This window comes from Mycobacterium yunnanensis (genome assembly GCF_025823185.1).
In the GTDB taxonomy this organism is placed as follows: domain Bacteria; phylum Actinomycetota; class Actinomycetes; order Mycobacteriales; family Mycobacteriaceae; genus Mycobacterium; species Mycobacterium yunnanensis.
Genome location: NZ_JACKVK010000008.1, coordinates 964,941 through 990,583, shown reverse-complemented (window position 1 = coordinate 990,583; position 25,643 = coordinate 964,941). Strand labels below are relative to the sequence as shown.

The 25,643-nt window shown below is 67.4% G+C and carries 23 protein-coding genes; 5 read left to right on the top strand and 18 right to left on the bottom strand.

Annotated elements, in window-relative coordinates; all coding sequences use genetic code 11:
• The first annotated feature begins 99 nt into the window (after nt 1–99).
• On the top strand, nt 100–624 hold the full coding sequence (locus H7K45_RS14750; RefSeq protein WP_263996535.1) for a VOC family protein: 525 nt from the start codon (nt 100–102) through the stop codon (nt 622–624).
• Entirely contained in the window at nt 597–1,289 is a 693-nt protein-coding gene (locus H7K45_RS31515; protein WP_263996534.1) for a GntR family transcriptional regulator, read from the top strand. The genes H7K45_RS14750 and H7K45_RS31515 overlap by 28 nt, the downstream gene beginning before the upstream one ends.
• Here H7K45_RS31515 and H7K45_RS14740 read toward each other — a convergent pair.
• Nucleotides 1,283–1,936, bottom strand: a complete 654-nt coding sequence (locus H7K45_RS14740) for a helix-turn-helix domain-containing protein (RefSeq protein WP_263996533.1) — start codon at nt 1,934–1,936, stop codon at nt 1,283–1,285. The two genes, H7K45_RS31515 and H7K45_RS14740, sit on opposite strands and share 7 nt — an antisense overlap.
• 203 nt (nt 1,937–2,139) lie before the next feature.
• On the opposite strand from H7K45_RS14740, the gene H7K45_RS14735 reads away from it, so the two are divergent.
• A complete protein-coding gene (locus tag H7K45_RS14735; RefSeq protein ID WP_263996532.1) occupies nt 2,140–3,216 on the top strand; it encodes an SDR family oxidoreductase in 1,077 nt (358 codons plus the stop codon).
• Here the strand turns inward: H7K45_RS14735 and H7K45_RS14730 are convergent.
• The 17 genes from H7K45_RS14730 to H7K45_RS14650 form a co-directional block, all read right to left on the bottom strand.
• Nucleotides 3,206–4,186 (bottom strand): zinc-dependent alcohol dehydrogenase, encoded by a 981-nt coding sequence (locus H7K45_RS14730; RefSeq protein ID WP_263996531.1) that lies wholly within the window; start codon nt 4,184–4,186, stop codon nt 3,206–3,208. The genes H7K45_RS14735 and H7K45_RS14730 overlap by 11 nt on opposite strands.
• A complete protein-coding gene (locus tag H7K45_RS14725) occupies nt 4,183–5,235 on the bottom strand; it encodes a zinc-dependent alcohol dehydrogenase (protein ID WP_263996530.1) in 1,053 nt (350 codons plus the stop codon). Before H7K45_RS14725 ends, H7K45_RS14730 begins: the two co-directional genes overlap by 4 nt.
• The gene (locus tag H7K45_RS14720) at nt 5,235–6,623 is read right to left on the bottom strand and encodes a M24 family metallopeptidase (protein ID WP_263996529.1); all 1,389 of its coding nucleotides are present in this window, start codon (nt 6,621–6,623) and stop codon (nt 5,235–5,237) included. The genes H7K45_RS14725 and H7K45_RS14720 overlap by 1 nt, the downstream gene beginning before the upstream one ends.
• A 26-nt stretch (nt 6,624–6,649) precedes the next feature.
• On the bottom strand, nt 6,650–9,163 hold the full coding sequence (locus tag H7K45_RS14715) for an ATP-binding cassette domain-containing protein (protein WP_263996528.1): 2,514 nt from the start codon (nt 9,161–9,163) through the stop codon (nt 6,650–6,652).
• Nucleotides 9,164–9,194: 31 nt separating this feature from the next.
• On the bottom strand, nt 9,195–10,289 hold the full coding sequence (locus H7K45_RS14710; RefSeq protein WP_263996527.1) for a substrate-binding domain-containing protein: 1,095 nt from the start codon (nt 10,287–10,289) through the stop codon (nt 9,195–9,197).
• A gap of 38 nt (nt 10,290–10,327) precedes the next feature.
• Complete coding sequence (locus H7K45_RS14705) at nt 10,328–11,365, bottom strand: ABC transporter permease (protein ID WP_263996526.1); 1,038 nt, start codon at nt 11,363–11,365, stop codon at nt 10,328–10,330.
• Nucleotides 11,366–11,574: 209 nt separating this feature from the next.
• The gene (locus H7K45_RS14700; RefSeq protein ID WP_263996525.1) at nt 11,575–11,994 is read right to left on the bottom strand and encodes a CDGP domain-containing protein; all 420 of its coding nucleotides are present in this window, start codon (nt 11,992–11,994) and stop codon (nt 11,575–11,577) included.
• Between the two features lie 220 nt (nt 11,995–12,214).
• Entirely contained in the window at nt 12,215–13,186 is a 972-nt protein-coding gene (locus H7K45_RS14695) for a zinc-binding dehydrogenase (protein ID WP_263996524.1), read from the bottom strand.
• Complete coding sequence (locus tag H7K45_RS14690) at nt 13,183–13,932, bottom strand: SDR family NAD(P)-dependent oxidoreductase (RefSeq protein ID WP_263996523.1); 750 nt, start codon at nt 13,930–13,932, stop codon at nt 13,183–13,185. Before H7K45_RS14690 ends, H7K45_RS14695 begins: the two co-directional genes overlap by 4 nt.
• 171 nt (nt 13,933–14,103) lie before the next feature.
• A complete protein-coding gene (locus H7K45_RS14685) occupies nt 14,104–14,661 on the bottom strand; it encodes a TetR/AcrR family transcriptional regulator (protein WP_263996522.1) in 558 nt (185 codons plus the stop codon).
• Between the two features lie 122 nt (nt 14,662–14,783).
• Nucleotides 14,784–16,178 (bottom strand): PLP-dependent cysteine synthase family protein, encoded by a 1,395-nt coding sequence (locus H7K45_RS14680; RefSeq protein WP_263996521.1) that lies wholly within the window; start codon nt 16,176–16,178, stop codon nt 14,784–14,786.
• 92 nt (nt 16,179–16,270) lie between these two features.
• Nucleotides 16,271–17,932 carry a dipeptide ABC transporter ATP-binding protein gene (locus H7K45_RS14675; RefSeq protein WP_263996520.1) on the bottom strand — a complete coding sequence of 554 codons (1,662 nt, stop codon included), beginning with the start codon at nt 17,930–17,932 and terminating at the stop codon, nt 16,271–16,273.
• Nucleotides 17,929–18,777 (bottom strand): ABC transporter permease, encoded by an 849-nt coding sequence (locus tag H7K45_RS14670; RefSeq protein ID WP_263996519.1) that lies wholly within the window; start codon nt 18,775–18,777, stop codon nt 17,929–17,931. Before H7K45_RS14670 ends, H7K45_RS14675 begins: the two co-directional genes overlap by 4 nt.
• Nucleotides 18,771–19,781 carry an ABC transporter permease gene (locus H7K45_RS14665; RefSeq protein ID WP_263996518.1) on the bottom strand — a complete coding sequence of 337 codons (1,011 nt, stop codon included), beginning with the start codon at nt 19,779–19,781 and terminating at the stop codon, nt 18,771–18,773. The genes H7K45_RS14670 and H7K45_RS14665 overlap by 7 nt, the downstream gene beginning before the upstream one ends.
• Nucleotides 19,778–21,421: an ABC transporter substrate-binding protein gene (locus tag H7K45_RS14660; protein WP_263996517.1), complete on the bottom strand. Its 1,644-nt coding sequence runs from the start codon at nt 21,419–21,421 to the stop codon at nt 19,778–19,780. The genes H7K45_RS14665 and H7K45_RS14660 overlap by 4 nt, the downstream gene beginning before the upstream one ends.
• A complete protein-coding gene (locus tag H7K45_RS14655; RefSeq protein WP_263996516.1) occupies nt 21,418–22,713 on the bottom strand; it encodes an NtaA/DmoA family FMN-dependent monooxygenase in 1,296 nt (431 codons plus the stop codon). The genes H7K45_RS14660 and H7K45_RS14655 overlap by 4 nt, the downstream gene beginning before the upstream one ends.
• Nucleotides 22,710–23,672 carry an LLM class oxidoreductase gene (locus tag H7K45_RS14650; RefSeq protein ID WP_263996515.1) on the bottom strand — a complete coding sequence of 321 codons (963 nt, stop codon included), beginning with the start codon at nt 23,670–23,672 and terminating at the stop codon, nt 22,710–22,712. Before H7K45_RS14650 ends, H7K45_RS14655 begins: the two co-directional genes overlap by 4 nt.
• A gap of 166 nt (nt 23,673–23,838) precedes the next feature.
• Between H7K45_RS14650 and H7K45_RS14645 the strand changes: the two genes are divergently transcribed.
• Nucleotides 23,839–24,795 carry an ABC transporter permease gene (locus H7K45_RS14645; RefSeq protein WP_263996514.1) on the top strand — a complete coding sequence of 319 codons (957 nt, stop codon included), beginning with the start codon at nt 23,839–23,841 and terminating at the stop codon, nt 24,793–24,795.
• On the top strand, nt 24,792–25,643 hold the full coding sequence (locus H7K45_RS14640; protein WP_263996513.1) for an ABC transporter permease: 852 nt from the start codon (nt 24,792–24,794) through the stop codon (nt 25,641–25,643). The genes H7K45_RS14645 and H7K45_RS14640 overlap by 4 nt, the downstream gene beginning before the upstream one ends.

The window sequence follows — 25,643 nt, the reverse complement described above, 5'->3', positions numbered from 1 at the left end:
CAAAACTCTATTGGATCCAATATGGCTAGAGCCGGCCACAAATCAGGCGCCAAGGGCTTACCGTAGACGTCATTGGATCCACTATCACCGAGGAGTGACATGCCCCTGCCCGGCCTGGTCGGCACCGATCACATTGGCTTCACCGTGCCGGATCTCGAGGAGGCCCATGACTTCTTCGTGCGCGTGCTCGGCTGCGTGCACGTCTACTCCCTCGGGCCGTTCGAGCACGACGACGACTGGATGCGCGAACACCTCAACGTGCACCCGCGGACGGTGATGCAAGAACTGCGCTTCTACCGCTGCGCCACGGGCGCCAACTTCGAGGTGTTTCAGTACGAACCCGTCGACGGGCAAGCCCCGATCCCGCGCAACAGCGACGTCGGCGGCCACCACCTCGCGCTCTACGTCCACGACCTGGACGCCGCGGTCGACTACCTTCGTACGGAGGGGATCCGCGTTCTGGGTGAGCCGACCCCGAGCCGAAACGCTAGCGAAGGGCAGCGCTGGGTGTACTTTCTGAGCCCGTGGGGGATGCAGTTCGAGCTGGTGAGCTTCCCGAACGGCAAGGCCTACGAAGAGGAGGCCGAGGTGCTGCTGTGGAACCCGAACCAGCCGGCCCGGTAAGCCGCGTTCGCGACGGGATCACCGGAGCCCGCGTCGCCGACGAACTTCGGGCGGCGATCCTCCACGGCGCCCATCCGCCGGGAACGCGTCTGCGCCAAGAGGAACTCGCCGCGCAATATGGCGCCAGTCGCGTTCCGGTGCGCGAAGCGTTGCGCACTCTCGAGTCCGAGGGACTGATCACGACGGTGGCCAACACCGGCGCGTGGATAGCCCGGTTGAGCCTGGAGGAGTGCGTCGAGCTGTATCAGGTGCGCGAGCGGATCGAGCCACTCTTGCTGCGCTACAGCATGCCCGAGTTGGGCGACGACCAGATCGACCGGCTCACCGAACTCGTCGGGGAGATGGAACGCGCCCGCGACGTCGAGGAGTTCCTCGAGCTGGACCGCGCCTTTCACCTTGGCAGCTATGCCGGCGCTCGGACCAGCTTTCTGGGGCCGACCGTCGAGCGGCTGTGGAACACCACCCAGCACTACCGACGCGCGTTCACCCGTCTGCTCGACCTCGACGGCAACCGAATCCTGCACGACGAGCACCACATGCTGGTGGCGGCGATCAGGGAACGGGATTGCGATGATGCCGAGCGCGTGTTGCTGGGCCACATCCGCCGCACCCGCCTCCAACTGGCGCGTCACTCAGAGGTGTTCGAGCAAGCCGACTTTCAGTGAGCCCGACCGTGCACGAACCAGACTCCTTCGAACTGCGCGGGCCCCGGGTTTCGCAAGACATGGGGAATGCTCGAGTCGAAACCGAGCGACTCACCCTGGCGCAGCAGGAAGACCTCGTCGCCCACGGTGATCTCGACCTCCCCCGCCAACACGAAGCCGTACTCGTAACCGTCGTGGACCGAGAGGTGATCACCGTCGCTCGACGTGGCTCCGGGAGCATAGGTGATCTTCATGAAGTTGACGCCGTGTTCCGGGGTCGCCGCAAGACGCTCCCACATCACGCCCTCGGCCATCGCCAGAGACGGTCGGTGGGAGGGGTGCACGACCGACACGCGGTTCGCATATTCGGTTGGCCGCCAGGCGTGTACCGGATCCATCCGCCCATTCGAGCTCGCGGTGCCGTTGGCCGTCCCGCGGTGGCGCGAGGCGGCGACCGGGGCCGCCGCGGACTGGTCTTCGAACAGCTCGTCGACCGAGACGTTGAGGAGCTGCGACATGGCGTACAGCGTTGCGACGGAGGGCTGAGACTTGCCGTTCTCGATCTGCGAGACCAGCGACGGGGACACGTCGGCTTGCCGCGCGAGTTCGCGGAGTGAGACGCCGGCCTGCAGCCTGATGGCCTTGAGCCGCTGACCCAGTTGATCCATCGGTGTCCCCGTCCTGGCCGGTGTCGTAGTCGCCAATGAAGATTAGCAATACTGCACGTTGGATGCCGTGAACAGCGAGTTGACATCGCCGACAGGCCGCTTCGATGCAGCCGGGCCCGCTTCTCCCAACGCCGACGTTCATCTACACTGAACACCAGTGTCAAGGGGTGAACCCGTCCCGAGACCGCAACGAAGGGAATTCGATGACCGTTGACGCGAACCGAGGCCGTGCCCTGGTCGTGGGGGTGACCGGAATCGTCGGCCAGGCGGTGGCACGCAGTTTGCTGGCCGACGGGTGGGACACCTACGGGTTGTCACGCAGCGGTTCTGCCGTCGACGGCGTCACTCCCGTCAAGGCCGACCTGGGAGACCCGAGCGGGCTGTCCCGCGCACTCGACGGCGTCGACCCCGAGCTCGTCGCCATCACCGCGTGGACCCGCAAGGACACCGAGGCCGAGAACATCGCCGTCAACGGCGGCGCGGTGCGCAACCTGCTGGCCGCGCTCGAACCGTCCCGGTCGACGCGACACGTCGCCTTGATGACGGGCCTCAAGCACTACCTCGGCCCGTTCGAGGCCTACGCCACCGGCGAGATGCCCGACACGCCCTTCCACGAAGAGGAGCCACGACTCGACGCGCCGAACTTCTACTACGCGCAGGAGGACGAACTGTTCAGCTCGGCCGAGCGCAACGGGTTCACCTGGAGCGTGCACCGGGCCCACACCGTGTTCGGCTACGCCACCGGCAACGCGATGAACATGGTCGCCACACTGTGCGCCTACGCCGCCATCTGCCGCACACGCGGACTACCGTTCGTCTTCCCCGGTTCGGAGACGCAATGGAACGGCGTCACCGACGTCACCGACGCCGAACTGCTGGCCGAGCAAATCCTTTGGGCCGCAGGCAATGACGCCGGACAGAATCAGGCGTTCAACATCGCCAACGGCGACGCGTTCCGGTGGCGGTGGCTGTGGCCGCAGGTGGCCGAGCACTTCGGTCTGGAGTGGGAGGGCTTCGAGGGCGAACCCCGCACCCTGGAGAAGGCGATGGTCGGCATGGAGGGCACGTGGCGCGCGATCGCCGAGAAGCACGGCCTGGTGGAGTCGGACCTGTCACGGGTGGCCTCGTGGTGGCACACCGATGGCGACCTCGGCCGCAACATCGAGGTCCTCACCGACATGAACAAGAGCCGCAAGGCGGGCTTCACGGGCACCCGCGACACCAGGGACAGCTTCTTCGACTACGCCGAGCGGTACCGCGTCGCGCGGGTCACGCCGTGAGCTGAGCGTTCAGCTCGATGTGCGCCTTGATCGTCGACTCGGGGTGTTGGGCGGCATCCAACGCCGACACGGCGTCGTCGATGCCGAACCGCTGGGTGACGATTCCCGTGAGGTCGATGCCGCTGTTGGCCAGGAATCGCAGCGTCTCGGGCCACACCCCCGGTGAGCCGATCGAACCCGTGATGCGCAGTTCCTTGGACTGGATCAGGCCCAGTTTGGCTGGCGCCGCCCTTCCGACGTCGATGCCGATGTAGGCGACGCGTCCGCGGAAGGTCACCAGTTCGAGCGCGCGCGCCATCACCTCGGGCCTGCCGCTGGCCTCCACGACCAGATCCGCGCCACCCCGGCCGGTCAGAGTGGACAGGAGGTCCTCGACGTCGTCGGGCGCCACCGCATGATGTGCGCCAAGGGCTTTGGCCGACGCGCACCGGTCCGGGGATGGTTCGGCCACGACGACCACCGCACCCATCGCCCCGGCCGCTGCCACCACCGCGAGTCCCACCGGACCCGCTCCGAGGACGACCACGGTGTCGCTGGCGTCGACGCCGCCGGCCCGCACCAAGGCGTAGTACGCCACGCTGAACGGCTCGACCAACGCGCCCATCGTGTGGGACAGCTCGTCGGGAAGGCGGTGCAGCCACTCGGGGCGGGCGACGAAGAACTCCGCCGCCGCACCGCTGATCGAAAAGCCGAAGTGGTCCTCGCCGATCACGCACTCCCCGACCACCCTGTCACCGGGAGCCAAGCCGGTGACCTTGTCGCCCACCGCGACGATCTCGCCCGACCACTCGTGGCCGGGGATCAACGGGTAGGCGAACGGAATGATGTAGCGCCCCTCCAACAATTCGATGTCGGAGTGGCAAACCCCCACCGATCGGGCCGCCACCAACACCTCGTCGGCCGCGATCTGCGGAACGCCGAGCTCCGCGACGGTGGCCACCCCCCGCTCTCGGTATTGCAACGCCTTCACCGCTTCTCCTCCGTCGTCGTGGCCCGCGGGTCGAAGAGCACCTTGCCCTCCAACTTCCCGGTGGCCAGCAGTTCCAGCTGCTCGGGCAGGTCCTCCAGCGGATGCACCGACTCCAGCACTTCGCTCGCGAGATCGGTCGTCGAGAGGATTTCCAGCGCCGCGGCGAGGTCCTCACCGCACACGTGCGCCAGCGTGGTGACGACGGAGATCTCCCGCATCACCAGCGTGTGCACGTCCACCTCCTGCGGCCGGGACGGCAGGCCGACCTGCAGGATGGTCCCGCCGGTGCGCACCATTGCGATCGCGTCGTTCAATTGCCCTGGCGCGCCGCTCGCTTCGATCACCACCTCGACCCCGCGCAGCTCCGACACCGCGTCGGTCCCGGCCGCCACCGTTCGGGCCGCGCCGAGTCGCTCCGCCCGCTCCAGTCGCGTCCCGGGGAAGTCGACGACGGTGACGTCGACGCCGGCCAGGGACTTCAGTCCGGCCAACACGAACGACCCGATCGCACCCGCGCCGATCAGGACCACCCGGTCCCCGTCCACCGCTCCCGCGCGCCTGGCCGCGTGCAGGCCGACGGCCATCGGCTGCGCGAGTCCTGCACCGTCGAGCGACATGTCGGCGGGGACGGGAGTCAGGACCCGCTCGGGCACCGACACGAACTCGGCCATGCCGCCGGCGGTGTTGAGACCCAACGTGAAGTAGACGTCGCAGAGATTGGTGCGCCCCTGCCGACACCGGCCGCACCTGCCACAGGACACGCCCGCTCCCGACGCGACGACGTCGCCCAGCCCGTAGCGTCCGTCGTCGGCCGCCTCGACCACCTCACCGACGAATTCGTGACCGAAGATCATGGGACCGGTGTGCGCGGTGACGGGGTGAACGCGGTTGACGGGGAACGTCTTCGGGCCGCTGGACCACTCCGTGGCATCGGTTCCGCACACGCCGCTGCGGAGTACCCGCAGTAGCGCCTCGCCCGGTTTGCGGACGGGCTCCGGCACGTCCTCGACCCGAACATCGTGCGCCCCGTGGTAGACCGACGCGCGCATCAGACCTCCTCGCCGCGCCCCGCGGCGGTGTTGAGGTGCGACTGCGAATTGCGCACCACCGGCAACTGCCCGCCGACGGAGTAGTACCGCTGCCCGGTGACCAGCAGTTCCTCGGCGGGAAACTTGGTGACCACCTCACAGCCCGTCGCCGTCACCACGACCTCTTCCTCGATGCGGGCGGCGCCGATGCCGTCGGCCGAGGGCCAATACGTCTCGAGCGCAAAGAACATGCCCTCGACGAGCGTCTCGGGATGGTCGAGGGACACCAGCCGCGAGAAGATGGGCTTCTCCCAGATCGACAGGCCGACGCCGTGGCCGTACTGCAGGGCGAATGCCGCCTCCTCGTCCGGGAATCCGAATTCCTGGGCGGTGGGCCACACCGACACGATGTCGGCGGTGGTCGCCCCGGGACGCACCAACGCGATCGCGCGATCCATGTACTCCCGCGCCCTGGTGTAAGCGTCGTGCTGCGCGCTGCTGGCCGAGCCCACGGCAAAGGTGCGGTAGTAGCACGTTCGATAACCGTTGTAGCTGTGCAGGATGTCGAAGAATGCCGGGTCGCCCGGGCGGATGATTCGGTCCGAGTACACGTGCGGGTGCGGCGAGCAGCGCTCCCCCGAGATGGCGTTGACGCCCTCCACGTACTCCGAACCGAGGTCGTAGAGGGTCTTGGCGACCAGCCCGACCGTCTCGTTCTCCCGAACGCCGGGCCGCAGGAACTCGTAGAGCTTGTCGTAGGCCGAGTCGACCATCGAGGCGGCCTGCGTCAGCAGGGAGATCTCGTCCGGCGTCTTGATCGACCGTGCCGCCAGGAAGACCTGCTGACCGTCGACGACGTCGACGCCGGCCTTCTGCAGCGCGAACAGAACTGGCAACTCGATCACGTCGACCCCGAGCGGCTCGCCGATCAACTCGAACCGTTCCAGTTCGCGCTTGATCTTGCGAGCCACCTCGTCGGCGATCCCGGCGTCCGGGTTGAACGCGCCGCGCAGGGTCGAAATGCCTGCTCGCGCACCGGATTCGATTCGTGGGCGGACGGCGCCGTGGTGCGGCGCGTGGGGGTCGGCGTCCATCTCCGCGGTCGTGGTCGACAGCCACGGGTTGTACAGCTGGTGGTGTCGTGCCGCGGAGCCGAAGTCCCACACGATCGGATCGGAATTACGTGTCAGCAGGCAGAACCGGATCATCTTGTCCATCGCCCAGGTGCCGATGTGGGTGGCGGACATGTACCGGATGTTGGAGAAGTCGAAGGCCAGGACCGCGCCGAGGTCGGACTTCTCGAGTTGGGCCTTCAGGCGTCCGAGGCGTTCCTCCCGCAAGCGGTCGAAGTCGATGCGGCTCTCCCAGTCGACCGCGTTGGTGCCGAATGTTGCCGTGCCGGTGTCCATGTGAATCCCTTCGGTGTGCGCGTTTCCTAGACGCGGGTGCCGCGGCGCGACCGCGCCACGGTGTAGAGCACTGCGGCGATGAGGATGAGTGCTCCCTGGAAGAAGTACTGGGCGGCCGAGCCGAGATTGAGCACCGCGGTCGCGTTGAGCAGCTGCTGCAGCGCCACCGCGCCCACCAGGGTGCCGATGAACGTGCCACGGCCGCCGAGCAGGCTGGTGCCACCGAGCACGACCGCGGTGACGCTGGTGAGCGTGAAGGCCGATCCCTGGGCGGGGTCGCCGATGCCGTACTGCCCCATCAACATCAGTGCACCGAGGAAGACGAACAGCGACGACCCGACGTAGGCGAGGATGACGGTCTTGTCGATGCTGATGCCGATGCGGCGCGCCGAGGGTTCGTCGGAGCCCACGGCCCGAACGTTCCAGCCGAGCCTGCGGCGGCGCAACGCGTACTCCATCCCGACCGCGACGAGGACGAACACCACGAAGGCCGCCGGGAGGGGACCCACCCGGTAGTTGACCGCGTTCTGGAAGGCGGTGCTGACATAGCCGTCCTGGGTGGGCCGCAGCAGGAACGCCACACCGCCGAGCGCGATGTAGAGCGTCAGCGTGGCGGCGATCGGCGTGAACTCAGCGAACCGGATGAGCGAACCGTTGATCGCGCCCACCGCGGCCGCGACCACGAGCATCACCAGCACGCCGAGGATCACGGTCGTCGCGGACGCCCCGTCGACGACGAAGAACGACGAGATCACCACCAACAGACCGGCGAGCGGTCCCACCGACAGGTCGATGCCACCGATGAGCATCGCAATGGTCTGACCCATCGCGATGAACCCGATCGCCGTGGCAGCCGTCAAGATCGTCGAGATGTTGAAGCTCGACAGGTAGCGCTCGCTGCCCGGGGCGATGCAGGCGCCGAGCACCACCATCAGCACCAGGAGGAGGATCGCCGGTGAGTAGTCCCCCGCAAGCAACCGACGAAGGCCCGAACTGCCTGCTTCGCGTTGCTTCGCGGCCACCGACAGCGTCTCGGCCGTCGAGGTCACGGCGGCGGAGACGATGCGCTCCTCGGTGACGTCGGCCCCGGTGAGGGTCTCCACGACGTGGCCGCGCGACATGACGAGCACCTGATCGCAAAGGCCTTCGAGTTCCTTGGCGTCCGAGGACGCCACGATGACGGGCACACCCCGTGCCGAGGCGCCGCGCAGGATGCCGTAGATCTCGGCGCGCGCTCCGACGTCGACGCCCTGGGTCGGTTCGTCGGCCACCAGCAGCACCGGCTCGGACAGCAGCGCGCGCGAGATGACGACCTTCTGCTGATTGCCACCGGAGAGGGCCGAGACCGCGGACTCCATCGACGGCGCCTTCACCGAGAGCGAGCCCAAGGAGGCACGGACGGCATCGGTTTCGCGTCGACGGCTGATCAACGGTCCTCTGGCGAACGACTTCAACGCCGTCAGCGCGGCGTTCTCCCGCACCGACAGATTCATCGCCAATCCTTCGGCCTGCCGGTCGGCGGGGACGAAGGCACTGCGGTGCAGCAGACTTCGCGCGTCGTGTGACCCGGTGCCGACCGTGACGGTTCCGGTGAAGTCCTCCAGACCCGCCAGCGCCCTCAGCAGTTCGGTCTGCCCGTTTCCGACCACGCCCGCGATGCCGACGATTTCGCCGGGTGTGGCGGACATGGAGATCGAGTCGAAGCCGGGTCCGCAGAGCCCCTCGACGGTCAGATTCGGTCGGGCGTCGACCTCGGCGGTGTGCTTGTCGGGGAACGTCGAGTCCAATTTGCGGCCCACGATGAGCTCGAGTAGCTCACCGTCGGTGATCGCCGCCACGGTCGACGTGCCGCGCACCCGGCCGTCGCGCAGCACCGTCACACGGGTGGCCAATTCGCGCACTTCGGCCATCCGATGGGTGATGTACACGACCGCGGTCCCCTTGGCGACCACGTCGCGGATCCGGCGGAAGAGCATGTCGGTCGCGTCCGCCGCCAGGGGCGCCGTGGGCTCGTCCAGAACCAGGATCCGGGGCGTGACGGCGAATCCCTTGGCGATCTCCAGCAAGTGCTTCTCCGCCAGAGTGAGGGACTCGACGCGGTCGCCGAGGTGCGCCTTCAGGCCTACGCCGTCGAGGATGGCGCGGGCGACGGCATTGGTCGGCCCGTCGGCGAAGACCTCGTCGGGCAGCGCGACCTGAAGATTCTCCAGCACCGTCAGGTCCGGCAGCACCGCCGGGTGTTGGTGGACGATCGAGATGCCCAGCTGCGCAGCGGTCTTGGGGTCGAGACCGGTGACGACCTCCCCACCCACGGTGATGATGCCCGCGTCGGGGGTGACGGCTCCGGTGGCGACACCCATCAGCGTCGACTTGCCCGCGCCGTTCTCACCGAGGACGGCGTGCACCTCGCCGGGCAGCACCACGAGGGACACGTCGGTCAGCGCCGCGACGCCCGCATAGTGCTTCGAGACCCCCGCCAGTTCGAGGGCGGTGTCCCCGATCCTCCCGGCGGTCATGACGTCGACGTTCGGTTGAGTCACTGCAGAATCCTTCGTCGTGGTGTCCGTCGGCTCAGCCATCGAGTCCCGCCTGCTGGTCACCGGGCATCGAAGCCGACAGGTAGGTGTCGGGGGGAAGATCGCTTCGGCACTGCACGGGCTTGGCCGGGTCGGTCGAGTCCTCGAACACGGGGCCCTTGAACGCCTTCTCGGATGGCGGCTGGCCGCCCGTCGCCAGCGCCACCGCGTGTTGAATGGCCAACCGCACGTTGTCGTTTCCGGTCGTGACGGTGATCATGTCGAACGGATCGCTCTTCCGACTCGCCGCCCAAAAACAACTCAGTGAGTTGCCATCGGTCGTCGCCAGGGCCGGTATGGGTCGTCCGCTCTTGGTGAACAGCGGGAGCGCGCTGACGAGGGTGGGCCCGAAGTCGGACACGATCACGTCGATCTTCGGGTACTTCGCGATGTCGGCGGTGAGCAATTGCTGGGTCAGCGTCGGCTCCCAGTTCGTCGGCTGGAAGGGCGTCTGACCGATGAAGGTGTAGTCCGAGCCGAGATCACCGCTCAGCGCTTCGTATTCGGTGGTGCTCTGACTCGATCCGGCCGGGCCGCCGAGAAACAGGATGTTGCCGCCCTTGGGGACGTTCTTCTTGATCCAGGCCGCCCAATTATGGGCGTCGTTGGCGAAGTCGTCACCGATCCACTCGTCGTAGTTCACCCCCGCTTGGCCACCGGGGTCGACCCGGTAGGGAACGGTGACCACGCCTTCCTGGTAGGCGGCGGTCAGGGCGGGCAGTACGGCCTTGCCCGCGTCGGGGAAGACGACCATGGCGTCGACTCCGGCGGCCACCATGCCCTTGATGTCGGAGATGGCCTTGAGGGTGTTGCCCTGGCCGTCGGCGTAGCGGAAGCCCTTCACGCTGGGGCACTTCGAGGTCTCCTCCTTGCCCGTCGCCGTCGCCACCAGCCGCCAGCTGTTGCCGCCGTTGCCGTCGAGCAGGCCGAATTCGATGGGCTTGGGGCCGCACCACGACGGAACCGGTTGTGCGCTCACTGAATCGCCGGCCGCGGGGGCCGCCTTCTGGGACGCCGACGTGCAGCCACCCAGGAGGGCGACCACCGCGGCGGCAATCGATCCGAACGAGACCGTGGACCGTACAGTCATGGGCTCTGCCTTCCTGGTGGTCTGGACGTCGACGGCGATCACGCCGGCATCGCCGTGGGCTTGGCCCGCGTGGTGAACGAGGCGAGAATCGCCTTCCAGTCGAGCGTGTACAGCGAGATGCCCACTGCCAGCGCGGCTGCCTGCACCAGCGGGGAGATGGCCGGAGACACACCGAGCACGCTGACGAACTGGATGAGCTGCTGGAGGAAGACGGCCGCGATGACCGTCGGCAGCGCGAAACCCCGGCCACCGAGTAGCGACGTGCCGCCGAGGACGACGGCCGCGATGGACGGGAGCAGGTAACTGTCGCCGGCATAAGCCGAGGGCATCGAGGTGATGCCGGCGATGAGAATGCCTGCGACGCAGTACAACAGCTGCGCCCACACGTAGGCCAGGGACTGGTGCAGACGGATCCGGAGGCCGGCCGCACGCGCCATCCGTCGATTCGCGCCGATCGCCTCGAAGCGGCGCCCGGGCACGGTGCGCTTGACCAGCACGGCCACCACCACCAATGCGGCGACGGCGATGAACACCGCGTTCGGGACGCCAAACGTCGACCCACCCCCGATGCTCGCTAGCGCGTTGGTCGTGGTCCGCGGACGTCCGCTGGAGATGGCGAGATTGACCCCGTAGAGCACGGCGTTGGTGCCGAGCGTCGCGATGATCGGGTTGAGGCCCAAGGTGGCGATCAACACCCCGCTGAGCAGACCTGCGACGACGGCGAACATCAGGGCGAGTGCGATGGCGGGAACCAGCAGTGAGTCGTTCCCATTGGGTATGTGGGTGACCATCACGACGGCGAGCGAGATGCCACCTGCCACCGACAGATCGATGCCACCCTGCTGGACGACGAGCATTTGTCCGAGTCCGGCTATCGCCAGGACCGCGGCCACCGGAAGCATGCCCGACAGCGACGTGAACGAGACGCTCGCTGGCTCGACGATGCCGCCGATGAGGAAGAGGAGAGCGGTCGCCGCACCAACGGTGATCAGCCCCTTCGACACCGAGACCCGGGTGGCGGACGCGTCGTTCGACTTCTCGTCGGCGCGATCGGACCGCAGATGTACAGCTGACATGTTCGGCTGGCCTCCACTGTGACGACATTCGACGTCGCACTCAGGTTGTGAACAGGGTCACTAATAGGTGTTCAGTCGTACTGTACGTATTGCAATGGAAACACACAAGGGTGGCGTCTCTTGACGGCTGGGCGCCCTTCCCCGCGGCGTGCGACTCACCGACAGGCTGCTGCGAGGCCGGTCGGCACCGCCGACCGGCCTCGTCGCCACTAGAGGATGTTGTTGGTGAAGGGAGGCAGCCAGCCGGGTTCGTCGGGCAGCACGGTGTCGGGTGCCACCGGGTAGGTGTCCTGGGCCTGGGTGACCTGCGGGAGCGGGGATCCACCTCGGCAGGTGGTGGTGCTGCTGCCCCACGAGTAGGTGTAGGTGTTGCAGGTCAGTGGCGGGTTGGATGCCGGGGTGTAGATGGTGCGGGTGCGCTGCCAGGTGCCGTCGGACTGCTTGGGGCCGTCGCAGATCTGACGGCGGTCGTTTCCGAGGAAGCCCCAGTGGATGGTTTCGCATCCCATGCCGGGGCCGGCGGTGGCGTCGGCGTGGCTGATGGCGGGGGCGCCAAGCGCGATCAGAGCGGACGCGGCGGCCAGGACGGCTCCGCCGGCGACGCGGCGCATCCGGGTGGTGGTGGTCATGGCAGATCCCCTGTCTACATTGGTCTTTCGTGGTGTCCGCGGCTGGTGCCGGGTGATGTCACTACTGTGCCCCGACGGGTCGACGACGTCTGTCCGATGATCGTCCGCAGGACGGGATGAAACCCATGTCCCCCGATTGGCGGAGGCCTCGACGATGCTTTCGGCAATGACCATGGGCACGCTCACAGCTTGACTGCGGCCCCCGCGGAAGGGCCAGAGGTCACGGGGTCAGGAGGACGCTGCCCGTCGTCCTGCGGCTGCTCAGATCAACATGCGCCCGCGCCACCTCGCGGAGCGGATGGACCGTCGCCGTGATGTCGCCGAATACGCCGTGACGCAGCGCGTCGAAGACCGCTGCGGAGCCCTGCTCGATCAGCGCGGGCGTGTTGACGTACTCGCCGGTGCTGGGGCGAACGAATCGCACGCCCGTCGCAGTCATCGACTCGACGTCGACGTCGGGATAGCCGGCGGCGCCACCGAAGAGGACGGCAGTACCGCCTCGTGTGACGAGAGGCCACAAGCGTGCGAAACCGGCGCCTCCCACGCCGTCGAACAGCACGTCGACGCCGCGAGGTCCGACGAGGTCGACGATGGCGTCGGCGGCGTCGCCCGGGGTCGGTGACACCAGGACGGTGTCGATGCCGGCATCCCGCACCCGTGCGCGCTTGTCCAGGGATCCCACGGTGGCGATCACGTTGGCGCCCATGGCCTTCAGCCACCGGGACAGGATGGTGCCCACCCCGCCGGCGGCAGGCCCGACCACGACGGTGTCACCTGGTTCGACGGTGACGACGAGCCGTGTGAGGGCCCACGACAGGAGTCCCTTGGTCAGCACCGCCGTCGCCGCCTCCGTCGTGACGTCGTCGGGAATCGCGACCAGTTGGTCGGCGGCGATGAGACGTTGCTCGGCGTAGGCGCCAAGGGTCGTCCAATAGGCCACCCGATCACCGACCCGCCAACCGTCGACGCCGACCCCGACTGACGAAATGCTGCCTGCGGCTTCAAGTCCCAACACGACCGGGAAGTCACGCAGGGGAAAGGTGCCGTCCCGGAACATGGTGTCGACGAAGTTCACGCCGATGTGGTCATGGACGAGGAGGACGTCACCCGCACCCGGCGACGGCAACGTCTCCTCGCCGTACTCCAGCACCTCGGGGCCACCCTGACGATGGATCCGGACCACGCCGCTCACGCGCTGAGGCCGCCGTCGATGTTGACCGTGGTGCCGGTGATGAACCCGGCCTCCGGCCCCGCGAGGAAGGCGACCAGGGCTGCGACCTCACTCGGATTGGCGAACCGGTGCAACGAGTTCAGCGACTTCTGCAGTTCGCCGTTGGGTCCGTCGGCGGGATTCATGTCCGTGTCCACCGCGCCGGGTTGGACGATGTTGACGGTGATGCCTCGGTGACCGAGGTCGCGTGACCACGCCCGGGTGTACGCGGCGAGCGCCGCCTTCGTGGCCACGTAGTCGCCGATGCCCGGGAACGGTGCCTGCGCCGCGCCGGTAGTCCCGACCGAGACGATGCGGCCGCCGTCGTTGAGGTTGAGCACCGCGGCGCGGGTCGTGGCGACGACTCCGACGACGTTGGTGTGCAGTTGTTCGGCGAAGACGGCGTCGTCACGCTCGGGATCGTCGATGGTCCCGGTCTTGTAGATGCCGGCACTGTTGACGAGGACGTCGAGAGGACCGAACGTCGCGACGACCTCGTCAACCAAGCGGGCACAGGAGATGGGATCCGCCTGGTCGGCCTGAAAGGCCTGAACTCGAGAACCTCGCGCCCGCAACGCTTCGACCAGTTCGGCGGCCGCCCCCGAAGCACGGGCGTAGCTGAACGCCACGGTGGCACCGTCGGCGGCGAGGCGTTCGGTGATCGCCGCACCGATTCCCCGGGATCCACCGGTGACCAGTGCGATACGTCCTTCGAGCGGCTTGGTCACGATCGTCCTTCGAGGGTCGGGAAGGGAGACCGCTCATGCGGCTCCAGCTCGGCACGTGTTTTGTAACAAGTACGATAAAACCATATCCCGACGGTCTCCGTCCTTGCTGGGGCGCGAACCCGAAGGAGTCGACTGACGACCTCGGTCCCCGCAGTAGTCGACCTAGTCAGGTCAGCCGCGGACAGACCGTGGCCACGCACCAAGCGCGACATCCGCGGCGGCCCGCAGCGCCGCGGGATCAGCCCCGTCGCGGGCGAGCGAGGACAACCCCCGCAGGATGACGTCGATGTAGTCCGTCAGTGCGTCGACGCTGGCTCCCTCTGGCAGATCGCCGTCGTCGTAGGCCCTCCGCAGCCGGCCCCGTATCGCGTCGCGACCCAGCTGACGCTCGTCGACCAGTACGGGGTCGGAGATGACGAAGCATCCCCGCGGCTGCGTAGAGCTGCCGTATTCACGAATGGCGATGTCGAGGATCTTCGCGAAGACCGTGCGGGCGGTTCGTTCCTCGAGCGCGGGCGGCACGACCCGCGTCGGCGACCCGGTGTAGGTGGCGACCGCTTCGTCGAAGAGTTGCCGCTTGCCGCCAAACGTGTTGTAGAGACTTGGCGCGGAGATGCCCATCGCCTCGGTGAGGTCGCGGACGGTGGTGCGGTCGTAGCCCCTCTCCCAGAACAGATGCAAGGCGCGGGTCAACGCCTGTTCACGATCGAATTCGGGCGGGCGTGCCATCGAGCCATCCTACGGAGACGCCGCCAATGGGGCGGACATGACGGCTGCGAACCCTGCCCTGCGTACCCGTGGAACCCATTCGGGCCGCAGCGCGTTCGGGTTCGTTCGGGCGCTTCAGCTGGTCACGTTCGAGGCAACGGGTCGGACGGGAACGGGCCGTTCGTGGCTATCGTCGTCACCGCCAACCCGTCGCGGACCAACACGACGATCCGCGATCCCGCATTCGCGGCGCGCTCGCGGATGGCGGCGACCGGCTCACCGATACCGGCCAGTGCGGGGACCGGACCCAGATGGTCGCGGACCGGGGCATGGGAATCCTGCGAGCCGGTGGCCTCGAGGTCCACGGACCCGACGATCTCGGCGGCCACCACGGTGGAACCGCTGCGCCGAATGTGGACCGGCACCGCGGGCAGACCCTCGGCGACGGCTCGCGCGTCGGCGATCGTCGCCTCGACGGGCACGCCGACGTACTTGCCGGAACCGGTGCGCACGTCGTCCGACGACGACTTCGCGTCGAATCCCCATCGTGCGAGCCATGATTCGTCGTAGTACTTGGTCAGATAGTTGCGGCCGGAGTCGGGAACGATCACGGCGATGACCGACTCGGGCGATACGCGTTGGGCCAACTGCAGCGCCGCTGCCACGGCCAAGCCTCCGGAGCCTCCCATGAAGATGCCGTCCCCGGCCGCCACCAGCCGCGCGGTGTCGAGTGCCTCGCGGTCCTGGACTGCGATGAACTCGTCGACCACCTCGGGGTGGTAGGACATCGGCCACACGTCCTCGTCGGTCTCGGGGTGCAGGTAGTGGCCGACCGATTCGACGTAGTACGCCCGTCCGTCGCCACCGGAGTAGCGCGAGGACGCCGGGTCCGCAGCCACTATTCGCACCCGGCCGGCAGATGCCGCCTTCAGGTACTCACCGGTTCCCGTGATCGTCCCCCCGGTGCCGACGCCCGCCACCAGATGGGTGATCGATCCCTGGGTCTGATTCCACAGTTCGGGTCCGGTGGTGTCGAAGTGGGCCCGCGGATTCGCCGGATTGTCGTACTGGTCGGCCAGCCATCCGCCGGGAATCTCGGTCGCGATGCGCCGCGCCAAGGTGCGGACGTGCTCGGGGTGCCCAACCGGCCGGTTGGACGCGGTGACCACCACCTCGGCGTTTAGTGCTCGCAGGAAGTCCAGCTTGTCGGCGCTGGTCTTGTCGGGAAGCACCGTGACCACTCGGTACCCGCGCGCGGCGCCGATCAGAGCCAGACCAATCCCGGTGTTGCCCGATGTGCCCTCCACGATGGTCCCGCCCGGGCGCAGAAGCCCGTCGGCTTCGGCCCCCAACACCATCGCCCGTGCAGCCCGGTCCTTGATGCTTCCGCCCGGATTGAGGTATTCGAGCTTCAGGAAGATGGCTGCGCGAAGACCGCGGGCGGCGGCGTTGAGCCGAACCAGGGGCGTGCTGCCAATTGCGTCGGTGATCGACCCGTGGCCGATTCCGACCGCGTGCTCGACGATTCGCTCGACCAAGACGACTGCTCCGTCCTCGTGTTGACGCCTAGCTTCGTGCGCCACCATCGTCGTCGGTGGTCACGGATCGCGGAAGGGTTCGAAGCGGCCCCCTAGAGGGCCTTCGGGATCGATTCCAGCAGGGTCTTGGTGTACGCGCTCGTCGGGCTTGTGAACACCTGCTCCACGGGGCCGTGCTCCTCAACCTCGCCGCGTCGCAGAACGGTGACGGTGTCGGCCACCTGGCGCACCACGCTCAGGTCGTGGGAGATGAACAGATAGCTCAGTCCCAGCCTGGCTTGCAGCGCCACCAACACCTCGAGGATTTGCGCCTGCACCGTGACGTCCAACGCCGACGTGGGCTCGTCGAGCACCAGGACCTTGGGGTTCAGACTGAGCGCCCGAGCGATCGCCACGCGCTGCCGCTGGCCGCCCGACAATTCGCGGGTCCGTCGCCGCACGTAGCTCTCGTCGAGCCCCACCAAGGCCAGCACCTCGATCACCCGCTCGGCGCGGTGGCTCCTCGAACCGAGGTGGTAGCGCCGCAGCGGTTCGTCGACCAGTCGACCGACGGTGTACGTCGGGTCCAGCGACGTGAAGGGATTCTGGTAGACGAGTTGGAGATTGCGGTGCACCTCGCGCAACGCCCTGGGGCCGAGGTGTGACACGTCTTGGCCGGCGACGCTCACCTGGCCCGCATCCGGCTCGAGCAGCCGCAGCACGATCTTGGCCATCGTCGACTTTCCCGACCCCGATTCGCCGACCAATGCATGAGTCCGTGCGGTTGGAACGTCGAACGACACGTCCTCGAGCGCAACAGTGCGTTCGCCGCCGCGTCCAAACGTCTTGTGCACGTTCGACACCTGCAGGGCGGCCGGCTCGTCCGCCGGCGGTTGGGCGCGACGGCTACGCCCCTCGGTGAACCGGTCGAGGTTCAGGCTCGGAACGTCGGCGATCAGCCTCTGGGCATACGGCGAACGCGGGTGATGCAGCACCACGGCCGACGGGCCCTGCTCGTGAACCCGCCCGCCGTCGAGGACGACGACGGTGTCGGACCTCTCCGCTGCCAGGGAGAGGTCGTGCGTGACGAGGAGTACGGACGACCCGTTCTCCGCCTTGAGCCGGTCGATCAGGTCGAGGATCGTCTTCTGAATGGTGACGTCGAGCGCCGAGGTGGGCTCGTCGGCGACGATGAGCTTCGGATGCTGGGCGATCGCGATGCCGATGAGGACCCGTTGGAGTTGGCCGCCCGACAGCTGATGGGGATAGGACCTCAGCGCCCTCCTCGGATCGGCGATGCCGACCGAGTCGAACAGCTCCGCCGCCTGCTGCGCGTGCCGCCGGTGTTCACCGTATTCGGGGAGTCGGGAGGCACGGAAGGCCTCGAAGACCTGGGAGTCGATGCGGCGCACCGGATTCAACGACGCCGTCGGATCCTGGGGAACGTAGCCGATGTGGCGTCCGCGCAGCCCCCGGAAGTCGCGCTCCGGTACGCCGCGAATGTCGCGACCGTCGAATCGAATGGAGCCAGCCACCGCGACTCGGCCGCCGAGGAGTTTGAGGACGGCGTTGACGATCGTCGACTTCCCCGACCCCGATTCGCCGACGATGGCCACGGTCTGGCCGGCGTGCACGTCGAAGGAGACGTCGCCTACCGTTGGCCGGTTCAGGTCGCCGCCGTACGCGACGGTCAGCCCACGCACCCCGAGCACCGGGTTCGCGGCTACCGCGGAGTTGGGCTTCTGCAGTCCCGTGTTGACCGTGGATATCGTCATGACGCCCCCTTGCTGATCGATCGGCTGAACTGGTTGAGCGCGAGGACCGTCACCACCATCACGCTGCCTGGTGCGTACACCAGCCACGGATATCGGTAGAGGAAGTCCTTGCCGTCGGCGATGAGCAGGCCCCAATCCGGGCTGGGCGGCGGGTTGCCGTACCCGAGGAACGCCAGTGCCGAGATGGTGATGATTGCAAGCCCGAACTGCAGGGCCGACAGGGCCAGCACCGAGCGATAGGTGTTGGGCAGCACGTGCTCGAAGAGCACCGTCGAGCGACTGCCGCCGATCAGGTAGGACGATTCGATGAAGGGCAGATTCTTTACCCGCAACACTTCGGATCTGATGAGGCGAGCGAACACGGCGACCGACGAGACACCTACGGCGACGGCGGCATTGACCGAGGCGAAGCCCAGCGAGACGACGACGATCACGGCGAGCAAGAACGGCGGAACCGCCAGCAAGATGTCGATCAGGCGGCCGAGCACCGCGTCGGACGTTCTGCCGAAGAAACCGGCGACCAGTCCGATGAGGCTACCGGCGACCAGTCCGATGACCACCGACAGCAGCGCAGTCAGGACGGCGGGGCGGGCACCGTGGATGACCCTGGCGAGGATGTCGCGGCCTAGTTGGTCGGTGCCGAAGAGATGTTGGGCCGACGGGGGCTGAAAGTTGTTGCGTGGGGTGCCCATCAGCGGATCGGCATCGGTGAACAGGTCCGGTGCGATGACCCAGGCGGTGATGACGAGGAGGACGGCCACCGCGAGGACGGTGTAGACGTCGCCGCGACTGCGCCGGCCGACCCGCGACCGCACGACCGACGGAAACGTCGACAGCGCTACCACGATCGACCTCCCGCCGTTCTCCGCAGCCTCGGGTCGAGAACGGGATAGACCAGGTCGACGATCAGGTTGATCAGCAGGAACAACAGCGCGGCCAGCGTGACGGCGGCCTGGAGCACCGGTACGTCCTGGTCGATCGCGGCCTGTTCGACGACGGTTCCCACACCCGTGCGCCCGAAGATCGACTCGGTGATGATGGACCCACCCAGCAACTCGCCGATCGTGATGGCTGCCATCGTGAGCGCGGGCAAGGCGGCATTGGGCAGGAGATGCCTACCGAACAACTGCCACCTGCTGATGCCCTTCGAAAGCGCGACGGTCGCGTATTGCTCGGCCCGCGCTCCGTCCAGCGCGGTGATCAACACCTGCGCGATCGGCGCGGAGACGGGGATCGCCAGGGTGGCCGCCGGATAGATCAGGGCGTTGACGCTGCGGAAGTCGCTGATCGCGAAGGTGCCGAACTGGAAGGCGAACACCTGGATGATCACCAGTCCGATGAGGAAGTTGGGCAAGGAGAGAAAGAGCGAGGGGAACGACCGGAATACGGCGCCACCGGCATTGCGCGGGAGGGCGATCGCACCGAGCGCGATGAGGAAGGCGATGACGACTGCGAGGAGGAATCCCGCGCCGGCGAGTTCCAGGGTGGACGGAATGCCATCCCAGAGCACCGCCGAGACCGGCCGGTTCGAACTGATGGACAGTCCAAGGTCACCGTGGAGGAACCGGCCCAGCGACACGCCCAGCTGTTCCAGTATCGGGCGATCCAATCGGTAATAGGCCAGCAGCTCCTGGATTTCGGCCTCGGTGTAGGCGAATTCGGGGTTTCGCAGGTGCGCGGAGACTGGGTCGCCCGGTAGCGCGGTCACGATCACGAAGACCACGACGTAGACGCCGACGACGGCGATCGCCGCCTGGCCGATCCGCGCGGCGACGTACCCGACGCCGAGTGCGGCGGGCAACGTCCCGAGGCGCTCGCGGAGGGCGTCGCGGTCCAGTTGCGCCGTCACGACTTCAGCCACGCGTCGTAGAAGTCGATGAGCCCGAGGCCGTCGACCTGCAGGCCCTCGAGCCCTTGGCGCGCACCCCAGGTCTCGCGGAACTCGTGAATCGGGATGTAGTAGGCGTTGTCGATGACGTACTCCTGGACACGGCCGGATGCGGCGATCCGGCCTTGGTCGGAGGTGGCCTGGACCAGGTCGGTGAGGAGACCGTCCAGTTCGGCACCCGGCTTCTTGAATTGATTGCCCTGCGAGCTGTGCCACCACCGCCACGCCTCGGACTGGCTCCCGGCCAACCAGTGGTTCTCGAACATCGAGACGTCGGGTTGGGCGGTGACGGCGTTGTAGTTGGTGAAGTCGATCGCCTTGATGTCGAGCTTCACTCCGATGCGCCGCCACTGCTGGGCGATCAGCTGCAGGTCCGCCTTCGAGGTGGTGATGAACACCGAGGGGTATACCTCGACGCTGAGTCGTTGGCCGTCCTTCGTCCGATAGCCCTCGTCGTCGCGATTGGTCCAGCCCGCGTCGTCGAGCAAGCGGTTGGCCAGGGCCGGGTCGTAGTCGAAATGGCTGCGCAGGTCGAGCGTCCCCGGTACGACGTCGTTGAAGATCGACTTGGCCTCGGGCCACTTCCCGCTGGGGTAGTTGGTGTCGAGGATCTCGCGGCGGTCGACCCCGCGGGTCAGCGCTTGGCGCACCCTGACGTCGTCGAGATGTGGTGCGGTGAGCCGTAATTGCAATCCCCACACGCTGCCGAAGAAACTCGGTGCGATGAGGTTGAAGCCGTCCTCTTCGAGGTGCCGCTCTTCGGTGGGTTGGACGTAGTGGATGATGTCGGCCTGACCGGCCTCCAGCGCTCCGACGCGCAGCGACGGCTCTGCCACCTGCTGGACGGTGATCCGTTGTAGATAGGCCGGACCTCGATGCTTGGCGTCGCCCCTGGGCCAGGCGTAGTCCTCGCGACGCGTGAGGACGACCTCCTTGTTGGGCACCCAGGACTCGACCACGAACGGCCCGGTGCCGTAGACCTTGGACAGGTCGGATTGATCTTCGAGGCTGGCGTTGATGGTGGCCGGTGCGAGGATCCCGACGGTGGTCCACGCGCCGAGCTTCTGGATGAAGTCACCGAACGGTGCGGACAGCGTGACTTCGACGTCGTAATCGTCGACGGGCACCGCCGCCTCGAACGTCTGCGGGAAGTATGCCGACCGGGTGATGCCGCGGTTCTTGTCTCCCTTCGCGAGCAGGTTCAAGTTCGCGGCGACCGCTGCCGCATCGAGCCGTTCGCCGTTGGAGAAGGTGATCCCGCGGCGGATGCCGATCGTGAACTTCGTGTGCTCGGCGTTCGCGGTGTACCCGGTGGCCAGATCGGGACGGAAGCGGCCCTGCTCGTCGTAGTAGAACAGGCGCTCGACGACCTGGTTCCACACCTGGGCGACGTGCCAGGATCCGGTGAGCTGCTGTTGGTAGCCGTCGATGAGCTTCTCGTTGAGATAGACGATGGCACCGCCGGCCGTGGGGGTCGCCGACCCGCCCGCCGCCGACGATCGCGCGGTGCGGTGGTCCCCGGAGCAGCCCGCCAGGAGCATCGCCACGACCAGTACGGCGAGCAGTGTGGTGGGCCCGCGGCGGCGGTGATCGGTCCTCACGTCCCCGCCAGCACCCGGCGCTCGGTGGGCGTGGCCGTGCCCGTGAAGCGTTCGCGCAGGGTCGATTCCGCATAGTGGGTGCGGAACAGACCGCGTGCCCGAAGGATCGGGACCACCTCGTCGACGAAGACCTCCAGACCATCGGGGAAGACGTCGGGCATCAGGTTGAACCCGTCGGCGGCGCCGGCCAGGAACCACCGCTCGATGGTGTCGGCGACGTCGACCGGCGACCCGACGACGACCCGATGGCCCGCCCCGCTGAATTCGCGCACGGCTTGCCGCAGAGTCAGCCCACCGCTTTCGATGAGACGCACCACCGACTCCCGAAAGCCCAGCGATGCAGCGAACTTCGCTGGATCGGCCACGTCGCCGAGCAGACGGTCGGGTACCGGCTCGTCGAGTGGGAGCGCGGCCAGATCCTCGCCCAGCACCTGGGAGAGCCGCTCGAGATCGTGGTTCTCCGGCAGGAGGGCGTTCTGCTCGTCGTATCGGCGTTCGGCCTCCGCGCGACTACTTCCGATGGTGGTGATCAGACCGGGCAGGATCTTGACGTCCGCACGCCCCCGCCCGTGCGCTTGCGCCGCATCCTTGACGTAGCGGTAGTGCTCGATGCCCGCGCCCAAGTCGAGTTCGGCGCTGAAGACCGCGTCCGCGACACGACCGGCGAGATCGCGCCCCTGGGGTGACCCACCGGCCTGCACCAGCAGCGGGTGCCCCTGCGGCGAGGGCCCGAGGGCCAGTGAGCCGACGACGGTGAAGAACTCACCGCGGTGGTCGACGCCGCGGCCGGTTCCCGCATCACGCCACAATGCAAGGACCACGTCGACGAACTCGGCGGCTCGGCGGTACCGCGTCGACCGGTCGGGATAGTCGGCGAGACCGAAGTTTCCGCCTGCCGCCGGGGAATAGGTGGTGACGACGTTCCATGCGAAGCGGCCGCCGGAGAGGATGTCGAGACTGAGTAGGCGCGCGGCCAACTCCACGGGATCGTTGAACGTCGACGACAGCGTGCCGATGACCCCGAGATGCTCGGTCTCGGCGGCCACGGAAGCCAGGATCACACTCGGTTCCAGCGCCTGCGACGGCCGCAGTGCGGGGTGGTCCCGCAGCGCTGGGCCGTCGGCGAGGAACAGCGCGTCCAGGGCGCCCCGCTCGGCGAGTCTTGCCATCCGGACGTAGTAGTTGGGATCGGCGAAAGCCGTTGGCGGCTCGCTGCTTCGCTGCCACGACCCGGTGTGGATGCCGAGGTTGAGGACGTTCACGTTGAGCACGACGTGTCGGGCGTGGCTCACAGTCGGCCTCCCGGGTTGGGCGCGACGGCGAAGGCCCGCGCGTGATCTGTCAGATCGGGCTCACGGGGCACCCGTAGTCGAAGCCGTTGCCGGAGGGTGCCGGCACGTACGTCGTCGACGACCGCGCGTCGTCGCGCGGCGGGCAACACCTCGTCCAGAACGCGGTCGAGATCCGAGGGTGCCAGCCGCAGGATCACCCCTGCCGCGGTCGTGTCGTGCGCGATCCGGTCGAGGGTCGCGGGAAGGTGCTTCGTCGAGCGAACGCGCACGACGGCCGGGACGTCGCGGGGCAACCGATCGCCATCCTCGACGATCACCAGATCGGCGTCCTCGCCTCCGCTTTCACCACCCTGCGGCCATTGCTGCCAGACCGGCAGATCACCCTGAACCGAACCGGGGACGTTCAGGGGCCCGGTGATCGAGTAACCGCGAGTCACGTCGGCACGTCTGATCTGACTCGCGTCGGCGAAGACGCCGGATGCGAGGTTCCCCACGACGGATTGCAGGGGCCAGGTCCGCCACAGCGTCCGCACGGCGGCGATGGCGTCGGCGGTGTGCTCGGCGCCGAGGTCGCTACCGGTCCACGCGTCGACGTCGACGTTCTGGGCGATCGTCCGGTCCCGATCGAGGGCCAGCCAGCCGGCCCGACCGTGTGCGGCGTGGTCCACCGAGACCAGGCGCCGGGCCAGGTTGTACGGGTGGTCCCGATGCGGCGCCGCGGCGACGACGAGCCCGAGGCGCACACTGTGACGTGCCGCAGTCGTGGCCACCAGCGTCGGGTCCAGACTGCTCGCAGATGCCCCGTCGACTTCCGCCCGTTCCGCGCCGATCACCCAGTAGGACACGTCCGCCGAATCGAGGCGGCGGGCCAACCCACGAACGCCGCTGGCGGGGGTGTCGGCGGTTGCACCTACGCCGTCGCCGGTCACCTCCACCCCGACCGACAATGAAGAAGCCATCTCCGGCACGTTAGGCCGACGGCCTCGGGTTGCCACGGTTTGCAATCAGCGATACTCGAAAGGCATTGGGCACCAACACTTAACTTTAAGTGAAGTCACAGATTAAAACTTCTACCGGTGAGAATCGTTGGCACGCCGTCGCGATCTCCTTACCGTTCGGTGGGTGGTGAGTTTCACACTGAGGCGTCTTGCCCAGTCGGTCGTCGTGATCGTGTTGGCCTACACGGCGGTCTTCTTCGTGCTCAACGTATTGCCGGGCAATCCGATCGAGACGCAGATCTCCAACCCGGAGAACCCGATCTCCCACGACGATGCGCAGGCGCTGCGGAACTATTACCACCTCAGCGACCCGGCGATCGTGCAGTTCGGCGTCTCCGTCACACGGCTCCTCAGCGGGGACCTCGGCTATTCCCTCAACAGCGGGCAGGCCGTGTCACGACTGCTCTCCGAAGCCCTGCCGTCGACCCTGGCGCTGGCGACGGTGGCCTTCGCGCTGGCGGCGGTACTCGGTTTCGCCATCGCGCTCATCGCGGTGTTCGCGCCCTGGCCGTCGGCACGCGAGCTCGCGCGTTCGCTTCCGCCCATCTTCCTGTCGATCCCCGTCTTCGTCACCGGACTCGTTGTGCTGCAATTGTTCTCATTCAGCCTGGGCTGGGTGTCGGCGGTCAGGGACGAGGGTCTGTCGTCGACCACGCTGGCCGCCCTGCCATTGGCGCTCCCCGTGGCCGCACCCGTCGCTCAGATCCTCATTCAGGGACTGAGCTCCGCGGCAGGCCAACCCTATGTCGAAGTGCTGCGCGCCAAGGGGCTCGGCAGCGACCGCGTCATCTTCGGCCATCTGCTGAAGAACGGGTCGATTCCCACCGTCACGATCATCGCCATCACCGTTGGCGAACTGCTGGCCGGTTCGGTGATCACCGAGACCATCTTCAACCGCACGGGAATCGGTTACCTCACCGAATCCGCCGTCCGCAACCAGGACACCCCCATCATCCAGGCCGTCGTGATCACGGTCTCGGTAACGTTCGTGGTGATCAACTTCGTCGTCGACGTGCTCTACCCCCTCATCGATCCGCGCATCGATCCCACCAGGACCGTCACCACTGCGGGGGTGCCCGCATGACGCTCGTAACGGAACCACTGGCCACCGGGGCGCCGAGGGCCGAACGGCGCAGGTACGCCATACGCCTCTGGGACGCGCTTCCGCTGGCATTCCTCATCTTGGTGGCCGCGATGATCGTCGCACCGACCGCCATCGCGCCTTATGATCCGCTGCAGGAGGACCCCGCTCTCCCGCTTGCGGGTCCGAGCCCGGCTCACCCGTTCGGCACCGACTACATAGGGCGCGATCTCCTGAGCCGAGTCATCGCAGGCACCGGTGCCACCATCGCCGGATCCTTCATCGCGGTGGTGATCGGTCTCGTCGTCGGAACGGTCCTCGGCCTCGTCGCCGCGTACTTCGGCCGCGTGACCGACGGCGTCATCAGCCGGCTCGTCGACGTCCTGCTGTCGATTCCCACACTCCTGCTGTCGATCACGATCGTCGTCGCGCTGGGCTTCGGCACGGTGAACGCGGCGATCGCGGTCGGGGTGTCGTCGATCGCGGTCTTCGCCAGGTTGGCCCGTTCCGAGGTGCTCGCGACCCGACACCTGCCCTTCGTCGAAGCCAGTGAACATCTCGGCGCCAGTCACGTGACGCTGTTGTTCCGGCACGTCCTGCCCAATTCCTATTCCGCCGTGCTGTCCCTGGCGGCCCTCCAGTTCGGCACCGCGATCCTCGCCATCGCGTCGTTGAGCTTCCTCGGATACGGTGCGCAGCCGCCGGAACCCGAATGGGGACTGCTGATCTCGGAGGCGCGAAACTACATCAACTCCGCACCAGGACTGGTCCTCTATCCGTCGCTGGCGATCGTCTTGACCGTGACGAGCCTCGCACGCGTCGCACATCTCATCCGTCGAAAGGTCGCGTGA

Bases quoted from the DNA above. Each gene is read 5' to 3' on its own strand.
- H7K45_RS14750 (WP_263996535.1), top strand. From the start codon at position 100: ATGCCCCTGCCCGGCCTGGTCGGCACCGATCACATTGGCTTCACCGTG.
- H7K45_RS14740 (WP_263996533.1), bottom strand. From the start codon at position 1,936: ATGGATCAACTGGGTCAGCGGCTCAAGGCCATCAGGCTGCAGGCCGGC.
- H7K45_RS14735 (WP_263996532.1), top strand. From the start codon at position 2,140: ATGACCGTTGACGCGAACCGAGGCCGTGCCCTGGTCGTGGGGGTGACC.
- H7K45_RS14725 (WP_263996530.1), bottom strand. From the start codon at position 5,235: ATGCGCGCGTCGGTCTACCACGGGGCGCACGATGTTCGGGTCGAGGAC.
- H7K45_RS14720 (WP_263996529.1), bottom strand. From the start codon at position 6,623: ATGGACACCGGCACGGCAACATTCGGCACCAACGCGGTCGACTGGGAG.
- H7K45_RS14710 (WP_263996527.1), bottom strand. From the start codon at position 10,289: ATGACTGTACGGTCCACGGTCTCGTTCGGATCGATTGCCGCCGCGGTG.
- H7K45_RS14705 (WP_263996526.1), bottom strand. From the start codon at position 11,365: ATGTCAGCTGTACATCTGCGGTCCGATCGCGCCGACGAGAAGTCGAAC.
- H7K45_RS14700 (WP_263996525.1), bottom strand. From the start codon at position 11,994: ATGACCACCACCACCCGGATGCGCCGCGTCGCCGGCGGAGCCGTCCTG.
- H7K45_RS14685 (WP_263996522.1), bottom strand. From the start codon at position 14,661: ATGGCACGCCCGCCCGAATTCGATCGTGAACAGGCGTTGACCCGCGCC.
- H7K45_RS14675 (WP_263996520.1), bottom strand. From the start codon at position 17,932: ATGACGATATCCACGGTCAACACGGGACTGCAGAAGCCCAACTCCGCG.
- H7K45_RS14650 (WP_263996515.1), bottom strand. From the start codon at position 23,672: ATGGCTTCTTCATTGTCGGTCGGGGTGGAGGTGACCGGCGACGGCGTA.
- H7K45_RS14640 (WP_263996513.1), top strand. From the start codon at position 24,792: ATGACGCTCGTAACGGAACCACTGGCCACCGGGGCGCCGAGGGCCGAA.